Below are 16,687 nucleotides of genomic sequence, written 5' to 3'. Positions count from 1 at the left end.
AAAGATTGTTAGAGGGATGCTTATGAATTATGCAAATGTAAAAGTTCTTTATTTTGATGACGACGGAACCATTCCAAATCACCCTCGTCTTCCAGTTTTGTTGTATGAACACGTATTTATTAGTAAGAAAGAGAAAGTGGAGAGCATTTTTAATTCTCACGACTGGAAAAATAGCTGGGTAGGCGGCATATATGATTTTCACCATTACCACAGCAATTCTCATGAAGCACTAGGTGTAATTAGGGGATCTGCACGTTTAAAACTAGGTGGACATATGGGGGAAAATATCGTGGTGCATGCTGGTGATGTGCTCGTACTTCCTGCAGGTACAGGGCATATGCGTCTGCAGTCAACTGCTGATTTTAAAGTGGTTGGAGCTTATCCAGAGGGCATGGAGTACAATTTACGAACAGGAAAACAAACTGATCGCCCTCACGTATTTGATGAAATTGCACAAGTACCTATTCCTACAACAGATCCTGTTTATGGCGACAAAGGACCATTGACAGAGTGGTGGAACTAGACAAGCACTTATTGTCTAGTTTTTTTATTTGCTTTGTTTTATTCTTTCCATGAATCTCTATTTGAACATACAAATTCTTTTCTTATGATGCAATAGCAATATACTTTATCTCAGCGAAATAACAAAAACTTCCCGGTCAAAACTAAATTTCTTCTTTTCCGTTCTCTTTTTTGCTTCAAGAGCAACTTCGCTTAGATTATCCCCCTTTTTTTCTTGCATAATCATTTCAAATATACTCCCACCATAAGCTCTTTTTTGTTTTCCTAAAAAAATTTCCATAGATTATAACTAAATTTTCAAAAAACTTATTGCTTTACCATGTCAGACTTGCTATCATAGTGAACATTGTTAGATAAATTTTTAGTAGGAGGAGTAAAATTGAACAGAAAATTCATAATTTTTATTTTATTCATCATTCCATTTATTGCTCAATTCGCTTTTTTACCTTTTGTAAATAACATTCATCCAATTATTTTTGGATTACCTCTTTTGCATTTATGGTTATTTTTATGGGTCTTCTTAACGCCTGTGTGTACATTTATTATTTATCGTTTACAAAAATCTTGGGGGGACATTGAATAATGCAAGGAAATTTAACCGCACTTTTAATCACATCAGCAATTGTTCTTGTCGTTATCGCAATTGGCTTTATAGCGGGACGTGACAAATCATCTAGAAGCTCAGTTGAAGAGTGGGCTGTAGGTGGAAGACGTTTTGGAAGCCTGCTCGTCTGGCTTTTAGTAGGAGCAGATTTATATACTGCTTATACATTCCTAGGTCTTACGAGTACAGCTTATCAGGGAGGAAGCATCGCATTTTTTGCCATTCCTTACTCTGTTTTAGCCTTTTTAATTTCATACTTTTTTCTTCCAAAGCTTTGGACTGTTGCTAAAAAGCACAAACTTACTACGCTTGCTGATTATGCCAGAGAACGTTTTAGCAGTAAATTTCTCTCCTCTTTAATTGCCATAGTAGGTGTATTGATGCTCATTCCATATATTGATCTTCAGCTTAGCGGTATTCAAGATACTCTTCGCGTTGCAGGAACTGGCTACATTAACGTAAAAGCTGTCGTTATTCTTTCATTCTTTCTTGTGGCTCTTTATACCTTTTTCAGCGGAATTAAAGGTCCCACATATACGGCAATTATTAAAGATATTTTAGTATGGGCGATTATGTTATTTATGGTTGTTTCTCTGCCAATTATGCATTTTGGAAGCTGGGGCAACATGATCGACAATGTTGCAAAGGATGCACCTCAGCTATTAACGATCCCAACACAAGGACCTAAAGGCATTCCATGGTTTATTACAGCATCACTCGTATCTGCTTTAGCTTTATTCATGTGGGCCCACGCTGCTACAGGTGTTTTCACTGCTAAAAGTGCAGATTCGCTTCGTAAAAATGCTATTTTCTTACCGCTTTACAATATCGTTTTAATTCTAGTCATCTTCTTAGGATTTATTGCTTATCAAGTATTACCTCAAGATACGACGGATCCTAGATTAGCATTATTAACCTTAATTCAATATTCATATGGCGGCATTGGCCAAGGGTTAGCTTATGCAACGATTGCTCTTGCTTCATTAATTCCATGCTCTATCATGGCTATCGGAGCGTCTAACTTATTTGCAAATAATATATTTAGAGATTTAATTAATCCAAATGTACAGGGTAAAACATTAACAATGGTTACTCGTTCTATGGTTTTCGTTGTTATTGGACTGGCACTTTTATTTGGTTTATTATTCCCTCAAGCACTTGTTTCCCTACAGTTACTAGGGGTATCCGGTATGGTACAAATCTTCCCGGCTATCGTTATCAGCCTGTTTTGGAGAAATCAATCGAAAGAAAGTACGATTGCTGGATTAGTAGTAGGGCTGGTTGTAACGTTTACCGTTCATGCCACAGGAAATTCATTTGGTCTTTATGAAGGGTTTTGGGGATTGTTATCTAACTTACTCGTAGTTGTTATTTTAAATCCAATTTTTGCGGTAAAAACGAAAGCAGCAACTAACGGTGTGAAAGAAACATTATTTTCTAAAGACACTGTGCAATCTGAATTAAAGAAAAACGCATAAAAAAAGTTCAGCCAATTGGCTGAACTTTTTTTAGATAATATTCTCTTTTTCAGAAGAGGATGGAGTAGATTCTCTTTCCCAACATTCAATATTTTGATTGTTTTCTAGCGTATCTCTATAAAAGACTGGATTTTTCCCTTCCTTTTTCTGCTGAGTATAGTCATGCAAGGCAGAAAATGCCACTTTCGATAATAGAAAAATAGCAATCAAGTTCACGACTACCATCATCCCCATAAATAAGTCTGCCAAATTCCATACAAGCTGAAGCTGAGCGACCGATCCAAAAATAACCATCGCTAAAACACCTACACGATAAGACCAAAGCCACACCTTATTTGAATTTAAAAATTCAATATTCGTTTCTCCATAATAATAATTCCCAATTAACGTACTAAAAGCAAATAGAAATACCATAATAGCTAAAAACCCTGATGCCCAAGAGCCGATATGAGTACTAAGAGAAGCCTGCGTTAATTCAATGCCGCTTAGTCCCTGCTTATAGGCGGGGGATAAGAGAACGATAAATGCTGTGCTTGTACAAATCACGAGTGTATCCGTCAAGACACCAAATGCTTGGATAAGACCTTGTTTAACTGGATGACTCGTCACTGCAGTTGCCGCGGCGTTGGGAGCACTTCCCATTCCTGCTTCATTGGAAAACAGTCCGCGCTTTACTCCGTTGATTAACGTTGCACCAATTGATCCCCCAAGCGCCTGTTCAAACCCAAATGCATTTTTCACAATTAGAGATAGAACCGCAGGCATTTGATCAATATTTTTAAAGATAATGAACAGAGCCATTCCAATGTATAAAACGGCTAATACGACCACGATGTATTCCGATATCTTGGCGATGCGTTTGATTCCGCCAAAAATAATTATCGCAAATATAACTGTCATAATAATCCCAATCAACAAGCGGCTCATTCCAAAAGAGTTCTCAAATGCTAGCGTAATCGTATTAGACTGCACAGCGTTAAACACCAGGCCAAATGATAGTGTAATGAGTACAGCAAATAGCCCGCCCATCCACCTTTTATTTAACCCTTTTTCCATATAATAAGCGGGCCCTCCTCGAAACCCGTTTGATCCTTTTACTTTATAAATTTGAGCGAGTGTACTTTCTACAAAACTTGATACTGAACCGATAATGGCAATAATCCACATCCAAAATACAGCACCCGGGCCACCAAGTGCAATAGCAATCGCTATCCCTGTAATATTTCCCGTTCCTACTCGAGCTGCCATGCTTATGCAAAAAGCTTGAAACGGGGAGACTCCTCCACCTTTAGCCGCTCGTCCTTCTTTCAAAACAAGTACCATTTCTTTCAACATGCGAAACTGCAAAAAACGAGAGCGAATCGTAAAATAAATACCAATTGATACAAGTAAAATAATTAATAAATTCGACCAAAAAAAATCATTGATGACGCTAATCACACTTTCAACTGCTTGTTGCATGCCTATCACCTCATTAAAAAATTTGGTAGAACAAATGCAAAACATGAAAGTTTTTTCTCTTGGTGTTTATATTATTGAAGCGAATGAAGAGTACGTAAATAGACTAAAAAATACTCAAATCCCATTCTTTTGCGATTTTTTTTAACAGCGTAACGCCTTTTACGCTATTCCCGTACTCATCAATAGCTGGACTGTATATTCCTATACCGCATCCGTCTGGAAATGGAGACTGCTTTTTCGTATTAGGCGGCACCAATGACATGATTCCTCCCGATACACCGCTTTTAGCTGGCATACCAACAAATGCCGCAAACTTTCCTGAAGCATTATACATACCGCATGTAAGCATGAGCGCTTTTGTTAATTTAGCTACTTCTTTTGGAATTACTTGTTTGTGAAACACTGGATGATATCCGTCTAATGACAGAATTAATCCAATCAGTGCAATATCTTCAGTCGTTACTTCAATTGAGCACTGCTTTAAGTAAACCTCTAGAACCTCTTCTACTTCTCCTTGTAAGTAGTTCGTTTCTTTTAAATAGTAGGCAAGCGCACGATTTCGATGAGACGTTTGCCATTCTGATTCAAAGACCGTTTCATTAATGAGTGGTGTTTTCCCGGTAAGCATTGTTATCACATCAAACAAATAGCTTAATTTTTCTTTTGCCGTCTCCCCAGATAAAAGAGATGAAACCGTTAAAGCACCGGCGTTAATCATAGGATTGAACGGCTTTCCTGGTTTATGCATTTCCAGTCTTATAATAGAATTAAATGCATCTCCAGTTGGCTCTACATCCACTCTCTCTAGCACATAAGGAATGCCGCAGCATAAGCAAGCTGCTATAAAGCTAATAACTTTAGAGATACTTTGAAGAGTAAATACCGATTCATAATCTCCAGACTGGATAACAGTACCGTCAGCACCAATCAAACAAATACCTAGTTGAGACGAGTCCATATCTTTCAGAGCTGGAATGTAATCAGCCGTTTTTCCTTCTGAAGAAAATTCTTTTATTTGCTCTACCCACTCATGTAACTGCTCTTTTGCAGTGACCTGTAAGTAAGACATTTCCTGTTCAATTTCTCTTTTCATTAAAATCACCTCATCACTTAATTAACTTTTTATTTTAAAGCGCTTTCATAAAGCGAGATTTCATTTTCGTTTTTAATGTACAATGCAACCTACGAGAGCATACAAAAACCTACAAAACTTTTTGGAATTATATTTTTATCTTTAGCACTCTTCTCCATTGTGCTGGACGCTGTCACAATGTATACTAATTCACGAATCACTTCAGGAGGTGAAATTATCTGAATTTTAAATCTTTCATTCGAAAAGATCCGTACATTTTATTGCTCATGCTCATTACTGTCCCCCTGGCGGGAGAGTTAAAATTTTATCCGTTAAATGAAACATTTCGAATTACATTTGGAGCTCCTACATTTTTCTTTTTCCTGTTGCTTTTAAAACGGAAAACCGTTTTAGCCGGGGGCTTGTTAACCGCTTTAAGCGTCGTTCTCTTTCGCATCATGCTCGATTATATCATGCTCGATCATTTTCAATTTGCGGCTTCTGCACATACGCATTACCCTACGTTTTTCTTCTACTTTACGTATGCACTTTTATTTTTTGTTTTTAAGGTAAGCCGCATGAACTATAGTGCTATTGTAATTGGATTGATTGGACTCATCATTGAAATTGCTGCTGATATAGTGGAACTAACTGCGCAGTATATAGTTTTGCACACAACAATCCATGTCGATTCATTATCTGACATGGCGGTTATTGCTTTTGCTCACAGCTTCATTGTACTTAGCTTTTTTAATATGATGACGATTTATGAATCACAGTCACGAGAACGTCAAATTCGCAAACAAAATGAGCACATGCTAATGCTCATTACAAGCCTTTATGAAGAAACCGTTCATTTAAAAAAGACCCTTCATAATACAGAAGCGATTACAAAAGCTTCGTACGATTTATACCGTGTATTAAATCAGCAGGAAAAAGATCATTCTGTGCTAAACCAAACGCTCAGTAAAAAAGCGCTTCGGATTGCCGGAGATATTCACGAAGTAAAAAAAGACAATCAGCGTATTTTTGCGGGCTTATCTAAAACAATTTCAAATGAAAGTTTCCAAAATTATATGAAAGCAGAGGAATTAATCGAGCTGATCGTACGCATCAACAAAAAATATGCCGATTCTCTTCACAAACAAATTACCTTTTTTTCTTCTGTAAACGGGGAACATTTCAGCTACCACGTTTACACCATTTTATCGATCATTAATAACTTGGTAGCCAACGCAGTGGAAGCGATTAAAGATGAAGGAAGGATTGTTTTATCGGTACATAGACAAGCTGAACATGTAGAATTTCATGTACAAGACAACGGTCCTGGAGTACCTTTAAAGTACGAAAAAGCTATCTTTGAGCCTGGTTTCACCTCAAAGTACGATCAATTTGGAAACCCCTCTACTGGCATTGGCCTTTCTTATGTAAAAGATATTGTTCAAGAACTTGAAGGTACGATTAAAGCTACACAAGAAGACAGCGGAATGACGTTTATCATTCAAATCCCCCTTCGTAATCTAATTCAGAAAGGATGAGTTTATGCGATTTTGTATTACAGATGACGATTCAGCTATTCGTTCAACGCTCAGTCAGCTGATTGAAGATGAGGATTTAGGAGAAGTTGTAGAAGAAGTCGTCGACGGAAGCTTTTTAGATGCCTCTACGTTAAATTTAAAACAAATTGATATTTTATTTATCGATTTACTTATGCCAGGACGGGACGGAATCGAAACGATCCGTCATTTAAAAGATTCATTTAAAGGAAAAATGATTATGATTTCACAGGTAGAGTCCAAAGAATTGATAGGAGAGGCCTACTCATTAGGAATTGAATACTATATTACAAAACCAATTAACCGAATTGAAATTTTAACGGTTATTCGAAAAGTAATGGAACGAATCTCCCTTGAGAAATCAATCGATGATATTAAAACCTCCTTGAATAGTTTAGCGACAGCTCATCACCCCCTCCCTTCAAGTCAGCCGGTAACGAAACAAGCCCATCTATACGATGTAGGTAAATTCTTATTAGCCGAGTTAGGTATTGTAGGAGAAAATGGTGCAAAAGATTTACTGGATATTTTACAGTTTCTGTACACTTATGACCAAAGAGAAAGTGTGGAAAAATATTTCCCTTCTCTAAAAAATATTTTTGTGAATGTGGCTGAGAAAAAATTAGGAGCTCACGCGTCTTCCATTGAAATTAATCGCGAAACCAAAGCCTGTGAACAGCGAATAAGACGAGCAGTTACTCACTCACTAAATCACTTTGCTTCTATTGGATTAACAGACTTTTCAAATCCGAAATTTGAAAATTATGCTTCTAAGTTTTTTGACTTTACAGCTGTTCGTAAAAAAATGAAAGAATTACAGGGAGATTCTAAAATTTTGCCGATTCGCATTAACACCAAAAAATTTATTCAAATATTCTTTTTTGAAGCAAAGCGCTTGTTAAGCAAGGAAAAAAGCTGGTATTGACAGAAAAGACGGAAAAGGTGCAAATACCTCTTCCGTCTTTTATACTAATTGATTCAGTTTTACTAAGGAAGGTCCATATACAGTACGCAGAAGCAGCGTCTTTTCTCCCCTTGCATATTCCACCAGAGAAAATGCTCCTTTTTCTGTTTCTACCTGTACATCTACAGAAACTGGACACTCTTTTAACTGATTAACTATCAGTTGCGCTTGTTCCACCGACAAATAAGAAGAAAGGCGAATAAGTATATCCAAATCACTAGTTGTTGTAATAACTTCGGCACCACTTGCAAATTCGAATCCCACACTGCCGGTTGGTCCCCACGCAAAATCTTTTAAAATAATAGCGACTTCTTTTAAAGCACCTATGGCTGGCATGTTTCTAAAGTGCCCGTTTTGAAAAACAGAAACGAGATCTTCCGGCCTAATTCTTTGTTTAACGGCCTGCTCAGATACAAATGCTCCAAAACGCTGATTTCTTCTTTCTCCTCTTACTCCAACAGGTATCAGGCTATCTTGGTGAACAGCCCGCCTTACAACTACAAACGGAGCCTTCGCTAAAGAATGCTCCACCCACTCGGGGATAGGTGTATAACTGATAAGCTTTGCTTCCTCTTTTAACTGAAGCAAATCATGAGCTATATATTCCATTGTCTTTCCAACTCACCTCTTACTACTAAAGAAGCTTTACGCCCTTCCTTCCTTGCTTGCTCACTGTATAGCCGGCTGCTTAAATCGTACACACCTTCACGGCGTACATCTTCTACCGCTCCAGTCAAAATATCTTGAATCGTTTGAACATCGCGATCTGTGGGCTGCTCTGCTTGAATACCGCTAACCAGCTCATATAAAGCGCCAAGTGAGGCAAATGATTCAATATCATAAGCCATGGACGGGACTTTCTTTGAAGCTTCTTCAAGTTCTTTTATACTTCTTTTAGTAATGCGCGCTGCCGACTGTTTGGACATGGCGTGAACATTCACTCCTTCGTCTTTTAAAGCCACAATTCGATTTGATTGGTATCCATGAGCCAGAAATGCTCCTGAAATTGCTTTTCCGACAATTAACGTAATAACCGGATGACCTGCTAAGCGCGCTGATGCATAAGCATCAGCCGCAGCACCGCAAGCATAGTGAATACCTAGAAGTTCTTCATGATAGCCATACGCTTGACTCGGTACGTCCACAATGGCGATTATAGGGCGCGGAGATTGATTTCGATCTTCTTTTATTACTTCACGAACGTGCTTGGCAATTGCCCAGCCTTCATCTAGTCCTACTTCCCCTTTCCGTGCACGTAAGAAACGATTATAAGGATTAGGTACAACGGAGATATATCGGACCTTTTCTCTTCCTAGCAATGCGTCTTTATAAAGAACGGAAGGAATTTCAAAATCTGCTTCTTCATCATTTATTAAGGCGTTGATCCACACGCGACCGCGGCTGTTGGGCATGTTACCTGGAACTTCATTTAGTGAATAAGAGACTGTTGAAGGGATAGGTTCATTTTTTGTTGCTTTATACAATTCTTGAAACTGATCAGAAGCCAGTTTTTCTGAAGGATCAACCTTACTAAGCAAATGTCTGTAAAAATCTACTTGTTCTGTTTTACTAGTTACTTTTTCTTTCTTCTGAAACGTCTCTTGAACCGCTCGTTGAATAGCAGTGACATCATCTTGTGCTAAGGCATCTGCAAACCCGGTTTCATAGCGTTGAATACCGCCAATCGTTTTCCAGATTAAGCTTCGGTCTCTTGCATCAAACTCTTCAACCCCTGCTTCTTGTTCGATCACTTCAGGGCCGTTAAGGCCAAACCTTGCTTCTTTTGTCATAATGAGATAACTAAAGAGTGAAGCAGTGATGGACATTCCTCCAAAGCAGCCTACATTTCCTGAAATAACTCCGACAACAGGTGTATGCTCACGCAAAGCAACCACAGCTGAGCCAATTTCAGATATCGACAAAAGTCCATAATTCGCTTCTTGTAGCCTTACCCCTCCTGTATCGAATAGAAAAACAGGTCTAACAGGAATACCTTTTTTGTGATTATTAAGGGCTAGTTCTAAAGCTCCTGCAATTTTAGCTCCCGATACTTCACCAATGCCTCCCCCTTGAAACCCTCCTTCTATTGAAATGACAACGGCTGGCTCTCCTGCTATCAGCCCACCTGCTATAATGACACCATCATCGCTTTGAGGAACAATATTTTGCTTAGGTAAATGAGGCGATTCGATTCCGTCAAAGGGCCCAAGCAGCTCAAAGAATGTTCCTTGATCTAAGATTGCCTGCGCTCGTTCTCTTCCATTTAACTCAATAAAGCTTTGATTATTCACTCCCATTTTCACTCACCTCCAAAGCTTGTGCAAGACGCAAGGCGACTACACCAGGCGTAGCACCAAAATCATTAATTACAATTTTCGCTTGAATGGTATGAACACTAAAGAACCGGTCTAATACGGCTTTCCAGGTTTCGCTAAACCCTTCACTTCCTGTTCGTACTGATACGTGAGCATGTTCTTCATCAGAAGGAACCATTAAAATTTCTAAATCCCCTGAACCAACAACACCTACATGTGCGCGCTGAGTTAACTTTCGATCGGCTTTATATTTAAACACTAACGTTTCCATTAGCCACTCCTCCCTGCAGACGTTTACGATTCTTTAAAAAGAGATATTCGATCTAAAAATAATACAGCAGCCAGCAAATCTGCACTTCCGCCTGGAGAAGCGTTAGATGATAGAAGTATATGATCTAACGCTTCTAGCCGCTGTTTTCCCATTGATGTAGATACCCCTCCAGCTTCTAACACATTGGATGCCGCCATTTTAACCTCCTCTAACACAACCGGACCAGCACGATGCAAAATACACGTATCATCAAGGTTGGCGATTAGTGTTACTAAAGTATCAATCCTTGCTGATGTTTCATGTATGCCTAGCTTGCGAGCTTTATGTAAAGCAGGCAAGCCTATATGAATTACGTGAGGAAATCCTTGCTTCGCCTCTCCAGTTGCCCCTTTTGCGCCATACTGCTTTTTCACACGAAGTCCATTAGATGAATGCAGAGGACAAAAACGATCTGCATAACGAGCAATTTGTCCTGCAGCTTCTGTGATGGATGCAGGTGATGCTTGAATGCCGCAAACCGCTGTTGCAGACGCAAGTAGGCCTAATGCCCAAATGGCTCCTTTGTGTGTATTAACACCATCCGTAGCCGCGTACATAATTTGTTCGCCCTCGCGTCCAATTCGAGCAATTTCTTCCCTTAGCATCTGACTTGGCTGCTTTCCTTGACTATATAATGCAATCTGTAAAAAGGTCGGTTGTAAAGCATAAGCAGAAGTTAACAGCGTCTCAATATTCATATCTTGATGAGATCCAGTTGTTGCTGCATCCACAAGCCCAGGCTTAGGTGTAAGCACCGCTTCATCAACCAGAGCGGTAACTGCCATTTTAGCTATTAGACATGAGTAAAACACAGCTGGTCTTGGCTCTTCTTGAATACTTTGAATACGCATATTCCTTACCAGTTTCTAAATTTAGCAGGCGGATTATACAAGCCATCCGACCATTCTACTAAATCTTCGACACTTCTTGCTGCCAATAATGAACGCTTTGCTTCTGTACGGCGAATCTGTAAATCTTCGGGAAAAGCCACCAGGCCATCTCTGCGCATCTTTTCCACTTTATTTTGGTTATGTCGCAGGCCTATAGGTGTTACCCCTGCTACTGCTTCAAGCGCTGCTTTTCTTTCGTCCAAGCTTTGTGCTTTATATAAATAAGCAATTCCTTCTTCCGTCACAACATGCGTCACATCATCCCCGTAAATCATGACAGGAGCAGTAGCTAAGCCTGCTTGTTTTGCTACCTTTATCGCATCCAAAGACTCCACAAAAACAGGCTCATTTCCTGATTGAAAGGTTTCAACCATTTGAACAACTAGCTTTCTGCCTCTTGCTAGTTCGTGCTGCTCGTTTATCATATCCAGCCAAGCAGGCGTAGAATGTCGGCGGCCTCTAGGGTCATGCCCCATATTAGGCGCTCCGCCAAACCCTGACAAACGTCCAGATGTGACGGTAGAAGAATTTCCTTCTCCATCTATTTGCAAAGTTGATCCTACAAAAGCATCTACCGCATATTGACCAGCCACTTGACACATCGCACGGTTTGAGCGCAGGCTGCCGTCGCGTCCTGTAAAAAACACATCTGGACGCGCTGCTGTGTATTGTTCCATTCCTACTTCTCCGCCAAAGCAGTGCACGCTCTCAATCCATCCGCTTTCAATAGCCGGAATTAACGTGGGGTGAGGATTCAGAGCCCAGTGCTTGCATATTTTACCTTTCAGTCCTAACTTTTCTCCATAAGTAGGCAGCAAAAGCTCAATTGCAGCGGTATTAAAGCCAATGCCATGATTTAATGATTGTACGCTGTGGCGCTCATAGATACCTCGAATCGTCATCATAGCCATTAAAATTTGGAGTTCTGTAATATGACGAGGATCTCGCGTAAATAAAGCTTCCAATTGATAAGGCTGATCCGCCACGACGATACAATCAATCCAAGAAGCCGGAATATCAACTCGCGGAAGTTCTTCAACAAGTTCATTTACCTGCACAATAACAATTCCATCCTTAAACGCGGTTGCTTCGATAATGGTTGGTGTTTCTTCCGTATTTGCTCCTGTATATAAATTGCCTTGTGCATCCGCTTTGTCAGCAGCCACTAAGGCAATGTTCGGAATTAAATCAATGAAAAGGCGTCCGTAAAGCTCTAGATATGTATGAATTTCTCCCATTTTCAACGTCTCATCTTCAATCATTTGAGACACGCGAAGGCTTTGAGCACCGGCGTACGAAAAATCAATTTTTTCAGCAATTCCTTTTTCAAATATGTCGAGATGTTCCGGACGTGAAATACTAGACATAATCATATGAAGGCCGTTTATTTTATCAGCGCTTACTTCATTCAGCGCCTTTGATAAAAAAGATGCTTGCTTTTGATTGTCTCCTTCAAGCACTACTTTATCTCCGGGTGATATAAGCAATTCTAACGCTTCAATAATGTGTGCATTACCCAATAACTTTCCTTTAAGAAGATGGTCTATTTTCGCAAGGCGAACTGCTTTTTGATCTCGGCGAGTTGTCCATGATTTTGAAGTTTTTTTTATGCCACTCATGTTCTATCTCCTTTCTGACACTTCTAAATTAATACGCTTACATTTTTTCTTTTTCCATTAAAATCAGCAAAGTTTTCATCGTAGATTCGGCTGCCGAAATAGCCCTTGCTTCAGGGAAACTCTTAGCAGCCAAATCCGTTAGCACTCTTCCTGGAGCCATTTCAATATATAATCTTGTGCCCATTTCATACATAACTTCCGTCGTATCATGCCAACGGACGGGCAGGGCAACACTCGCTGCCAAATCTTCCTTAATATCAGCAGCTTTCCATAATTTCCGAGCTTTACAATTACCTATAAAAGGAACGGCCGGGTCCTTTCCTTTCACTTCCGTTATGGTTTTTCGTAATTCACTCGAAACTCCTTCCATAAGAGGACAGTGAGAAGGCACCGTTACATGAAGCATTTTAGTTTTTCTAGCCCCTTTTTTAGATGCTTTTTCAAGAACTTTCTCAATTGCTTTTAAGGTGCCAGAAATCGTTATTTGATCAGGAGAATTTAGATTCGCTACGTACACAGGAGCTGCATCAGTTGATAGTTCATGTACAATAGAGAGAATCTGATGTTCACGCAGTCCCATCACAACCCCCATACCATAACCATCAGGATAAGCATTTTCCATCAATTCCCCTCTTTTTTCCACAAGAAGAAGAGCTTCTTTAAAAGATAACACTTCAGATGCAACTGCTGCTCCAAACGCCCCTATAGAATGCCCTCCTACCACGTCTGGCGAGTATCCTTTGTTTTTAAACGACCTAACCGTAGCCACTCCTGCAATAAAAAGACATATCTGAACATTTTTATTACATTTTAATTTTTCTGACGAATCTAATGATAATACGTCTTGATTTAAAACCTCACTTGCTTCTTCAAACGTAGGGGATAATCCCCATTTATTTTTTATATCATGAAGCATACCAGCGTATTGTGCGCCTTGTCCTGGAAATAGAAATGCAACACTCATCGTGTTTCTCCTTTCGACTTTATATCATCCAAGGAGATAATGGATAATTTTATTATAAAGAACATAGGATCAATAACTCTAATACATATTTCTTATATATCCTATAACTTGAAATCTATATAAAAAGAGATTGAGACATAACGAAATCAATGGAATCTAAAGACGAACTAATTGGATAAAGGAGCTCATATGGGTCGCTTGTTCCATCACAGTTGACTTCCGTGCAAGACTTCGCTTTCCGCGGGCGGCCCGTGAGCCCCCCAGGAGTCTTCGTCTTGTCTTCCAATCAACCGCTAGAAGCAACTACATACATAAATGCTACGTTCATCCTACCAATAAAAAAATCCGAACGAGTTAGATTCTCCATTAAGAATCTCGATTCATCGTTCGGATTTCCCTTTAACTAAACTACTTTTGTCCCAGCCTCTTTTTGCTACATATGAGACGGAAAATGCGGAAGCACTTCTTCACCAAGCTCATGTATGACTTCCTCAGCCGGACGCTTACTATCAAAAAGAGCAAAAAACAGGTGATTAACTCCTATTTCTTTATAAATAGAAAGAAGCTCAACTAATGCATTGCGCCCTGCTCGAAATCCTAAACGAATCGGCGTTGGCATTTCATTTGGATCTTCTGCCAAATCTAGATGCATAGGTTGTGTAAAAGGTTTAAAAACGCCTGGATGATAGATGTCAACCAGTTTCCTCCATTGTGTAATAGCTTCTGCTTGAAAATGGGGGTGACGAGGATAATACATCCAGCCGTCTCCATACTGTGCAAACCACTCCATATTTTGCTGACTGTATCCCGTGATCATCGTTGGAATACGTTTCGTTGGCTTAGGAACGACATTTGCTCCTTGAATGGATCCCAAAGCAGACTGGATAGATGGAAATTCTTTATTTAACGCTTCTTCTAAATAATGAAAAGCTTCTGCAAATCGCTTTCCTCTTTCTTCATGAGGAATACCTAACCCTCCAAAATCTGCTTGACGGTCTCCAGAAGATACGCCCATAATCAAACGCTCAGGAAAAAGCTGATCAATGGTTGCCATTTCTTTAGCTACGCGAAGCGGATGGCGCAAAGGCAGCACAATAGCAGCTGTACTAAGAGCAATTTCTTTTGTTTGACTGGCCAGATAAGTCAAATAAATAAGCATATCATAAATTTGACCCGTGGCTGGATCGCCAAATGATGGATCTTGAAGAAGGACATCGCGGAACCATAAGCTTGTAAATCCATATTGTTCTGCAAGCTGCGTGAGCTCTACTTGTTTTTCCATCGTAGGCGTGGCATATTGATAATTTTCAAGTGGCATATGCAAACCTAACGTTAACTCATTCTTCTTGTACATACGACGATATGCCTTATGATGTTGAAATGTAGTCATTTGCTTCCTCTCCTTTTATAGCTAAGAGATCATCGCAAAAGGCGATGATCTCTTGTTTTATTTTGCTTTTGCTTCTATTGAGCGGCTCCATGCTGTTAATAAGACCGCTCCTAAAACCATAACTCCCCCAATCCAAGGAGTATGAACAAGACCAATCGAATCAACAATCAGGCCGCCTACAAAAGAACCAATAGCAATTCCAACGTTAAATGCAGCAATATTAAGCGCAGAGGCTACGTTCACTGCTGAAGGAACATACTTTTCAGCTAAGTTCACAACCAGTACTTGCAGTCCAGGTACGTTCATAAATGCCAATAAGCCCATGGCAAAAATCGTAATTGTTCCCGCTACTTTAAACGATGCAGTAAACGATAAAATAACTAAGATAACTGCTTGAATTAAAAACATCCAAAATAATGCTTTTAACGGGTTTTTATTCGCAGCTTTTCCTCCGATCGTATTTCCGATGGCTACTGCTACACCGTATACCAGTAGCAAGATACTAACCGCACTTGGTGCGTATCCTGTTAGTTTTTCAAGAATAGGTGCTAAATACGTATAAGCTACAAACGTTCCGCCATACCCTAAGGCGGTAATAGCAAACGATAGTAAAAGCGGCCCGTTTTTCAAAATTTTCAATTGATCACTAAACTTTGCTGGCGGCGCTTCCTTTAAGTTTTTAGGCACTAAAAGAGCACTTGCAATAATGGCAATAACCCCAAGTAACGCTACTCCCCAAAATGTTGCTCTCCAGCCGAAAGCTTGTCCGATAAATGTACCAAGCGGAACACCTGTAACAGTTGCAACTGTCAAACCTGTAAACATTAAAGCAATGGCACTTGCTCGCTTATCTTCCGGCACCAAATCAGCAGCGATAGTCGCACCGATGGAAAAGAAAATTCCGTGTGAAAATGCAGTAATAATTCGTGCTATAAGCAGCAGCCCAAAGCTTGTTGATAAAGCTGCTACTGAGTTTCCTACGATAAAAATAACCATCAATAGCATCAACAGTGATTTTCTGCTCATTTTACTTGTTAAAGCTGTTAATACGGGAGCTCCAAATGCAACTCCCATTGCGTATCCTGAAATTAATAACCCTGCTAGTGTAATGGAAATATTTAAATCATCTGCAAGCGATGATAATAAACCTACTGGAACAAACTCTGTAGTCCCGATTCCAAAGGCGCTAATAGCTAGCGCTAATAGCGGCAAAGCACCGCTTTTTTTACTTTGTTGTGTTTGTGAAAGTGTGTTCACTTCTTAACGCCTCCTGTTCGTTATGATAACTTCTTCATAATAGCTTCTCTTACGGCTGATTAGCTTAGGTACCTTTCATATATTCGCTAACTCGCCATCAACAATTGTTATTATGAGCGATGTAAAACCAAAGAAAAAGTACGCACTTTCAAGTGATATAGGCACCTGGAGGTTACAATAAGCGTAAATACTAAAGTCATGAACTATTGGGTATTCTAAAAAAATGCTTACACCTAGAAAATTTTGCTCTATAGTGATATGATAAACATCAGAAAAAATGCGAAA

Annotated in this window: 15 protein-coding genes; 5 read left to right on the top strand and 10 right to left on the bottom strand. The window is 39.5% G+C overall.

All coding sequences use genetic code 11. The features are described 5' to 3' along the window. The first annotated feature begins 22 nt into the window (after positions 1–22). The 3 genes from JNUCC25_RS04145 to JNUCC25_RS04135 all read left to right on the top strand — a co-directional run bounded on the left by JNUCC25_RS04145 (position 23) and on the right by JNUCC25_RS04135 (position 2,604). Positions 23–523, top strand: a complete 501-nt coding sequence (locus JNUCC25_RS04145) for a cupin domain-containing protein (protein ID WP_029324820.1) — start codon at positions 23–25, stop codon at positions 521–523. A gap of 378 nt (positions 524–901) precedes the next feature. Beyond that, entirely contained in the window at positions 902–1,105 is a 204-nt protein-coding gene (locus JNUCC25_RS04140) for a DUF3311 domain-containing protein (RefSeq protein WP_013055514.1), read from the top strand. After that, a complete protein-coding gene (locus tag JNUCC25_RS04135; RefSeq protein ID WP_029324819.1) occupies positions 1,105–2,604 on the top strand; it encodes a sodium:solute symporter family protein in 1,500 nt (499 codons plus the stop codon). The genes JNUCC25_RS04140 and JNUCC25_RS04135 overlap by 1 nt, the downstream gene beginning before the upstream one ends. Before the next feature lie 30 nt (positions 2,605–2,634). On the opposite strand, the gene JNUCC25_RS04130 is transcribed toward JNUCC25_RS04135, so the two are convergent. Together JNUCC25_RS04130 and JNUCC25_RS04125 are read right to left on the bottom strand one after the other, a co-directional pair. Beyond that, entirely contained in the window at positions 2,635–4,065 is a 1,431-nt protein-coding gene (locus tag JNUCC25_RS04130) for an alanine/glycine:cation symporter family protein (RefSeq protein ID WP_029324818.1), read from the bottom strand. A 103-nt stretch (positions 4,066–4,168) separates the two neighbouring features. Further along, the gene (locus JNUCC25_RS04125) at positions 4,169–5,158 is read right to left on the bottom strand and encodes a glutaminase (protein ID WP_035439364.1); all 990 of its coding nucleotides are present in this window, start codon (positions 5,156–5,158) and stop codon (positions 4,169–4,171) included. Between the two features lie 266 nt (positions 5,159–5,424). Between JNUCC25_RS04125 and JNUCC25_RS04120 the strand changes: the two genes are divergently transcribed. Both JNUCC25_RS04120 and JNUCC25_RS04115 read left to right on the top strand, forming a co-directional pair. Continuing rightward, positions 5,425–6,675: an ATP-binding protein gene (locus JNUCC25_RS04120; protein WP_013055510.1), complete on the top strand. Its 1,251-nt coding sequence runs from the start codon at positions 5,425–5,427 to the stop codon at positions 6,673–6,675. Between the two features lie 4 nt (positions 6,676–6,679). After that, the gene (locus JNUCC25_RS04115) at positions 6,680–7,618 is read left to right on the top strand and encodes a response regulator (protein ID WP_064471324.1); all 939 of its coding nucleotides are present in this window, start codon (positions 6,680–6,682) and stop codon (positions 7,616–7,618) included. 39 nt (positions 7,619–7,657) lie between these two features. Here the strand turns inward: JNUCC25_RS04115 and JNUCC25_RS04110 are convergent, their stop codons facing one another. From JNUCC25_RS04110 to JNUCC25_RS04075, 8 genes are all read right to left on the bottom strand, one after another. Then, positions 7,658–8,266 (bottom strand): malonate decarboxylase holo-ACP synthase, encoded by a 609-nt coding sequence (locus tag JNUCC25_RS04110; RefSeq protein ID WP_029324815.1) that lies wholly within the window; start codon positions 8,264–8,266, stop codon positions 7,658–7,660. Then, positions 8,254–9,954, bottom strand: a complete 1,701-nt coding sequence (mdcD, locus tag JNUCC25_RS04105) for a biotin-independent malonate decarboxylase subunit beta (RefSeq protein ID WP_064471323.1) — start codon at positions 9,952–9,954, stop codon at positions 8,254–8,256. The genes JNUCC25_RS04110 and mdcD overlap by 13 nt, the downstream gene beginning before the upstream one ends. Next, positions 9,941–10,243 carry a malonate decarboxylase subunit delta gene (locus JNUCC25_RS04100; protein ID WP_013055506.1) on the bottom strand — a complete coding sequence of 101 codons (303 nt, stop codon included), beginning with the start codon at positions 10,241–10,243 and terminating at the stop codon, positions 9,941–9,943. The genes mdcD and JNUCC25_RS04100 overlap by 14 nt, the downstream gene beginning before the upstream one ends. Positions 10,244–10,266: 23 nt before the next feature. Next, positions 10,267–11,133, bottom strand: coding sequence for a triphosphoribosyl-dephospho-CoA synthase (locus JNUCC25_RS04095; RefSeq protein ID WP_029324813.1), 867 nt, complete (start codon positions 11,131–11,133; stop codon positions 10,267–10,269). Between the two features lie 5 nt (positions 11,134–11,138). Further along, positions 11,139–12,791 carry a malonate decarboxylase subunit alpha gene (gene mdcA / locus JNUCC25_RS04090; protein WP_064471322.1) on the bottom strand — a complete coding sequence of 551 codons (1,653 nt, stop codon included), beginning with the start codon at positions 12,789–12,791 and terminating at the stop codon, positions 11,139–11,141. A gap of 37 nt (positions 12,792–12,828) precedes the next feature. Beyond that, positions 12,829–13,755 (bottom strand): malonate decarboxylase subunit epsilon, encoded by a 927-nt coding sequence (gene mdcH, locus JNUCC25_RS04085; protein WP_029324811.1) that lies wholly within the window; start codon positions 13,753–13,755, stop codon positions 12,829–12,831. Between the two features lie 433 nt (positions 13,756–14,188). Then, positions 14,189–15,145, bottom strand: a complete 957-nt coding sequence (locus tag JNUCC25_RS04080) for an LLM class oxidoreductase (RefSeq protein WP_029324810.1) — start codon at positions 15,143–15,145, stop codon at positions 14,189–14,191. Positions 15,146–15,202: 57 nt separating this feature from the next. After that, the gene (locus JNUCC25_RS04075; RefSeq protein ID WP_014461498.1) at positions 15,203–16,402 is read right to left on the bottom strand and encodes an MFS transporter; all 1,200 of its coding nucleotides are present in this window, start codon (positions 16,400–16,402) and stop codon (positions 15,203–15,205) included. Between the last annotated feature and the right edge of the window lie 285 nt (positions 16,403–16,687).

This window comes from Priestia sp. JNUCC 25, from assembly GCF_053667915.1.
The sequence above is the reverse complement of the archived record's forward strand: the minus strand, read 5'-3'. Positions and strand labels throughout refer to the sequence as shown.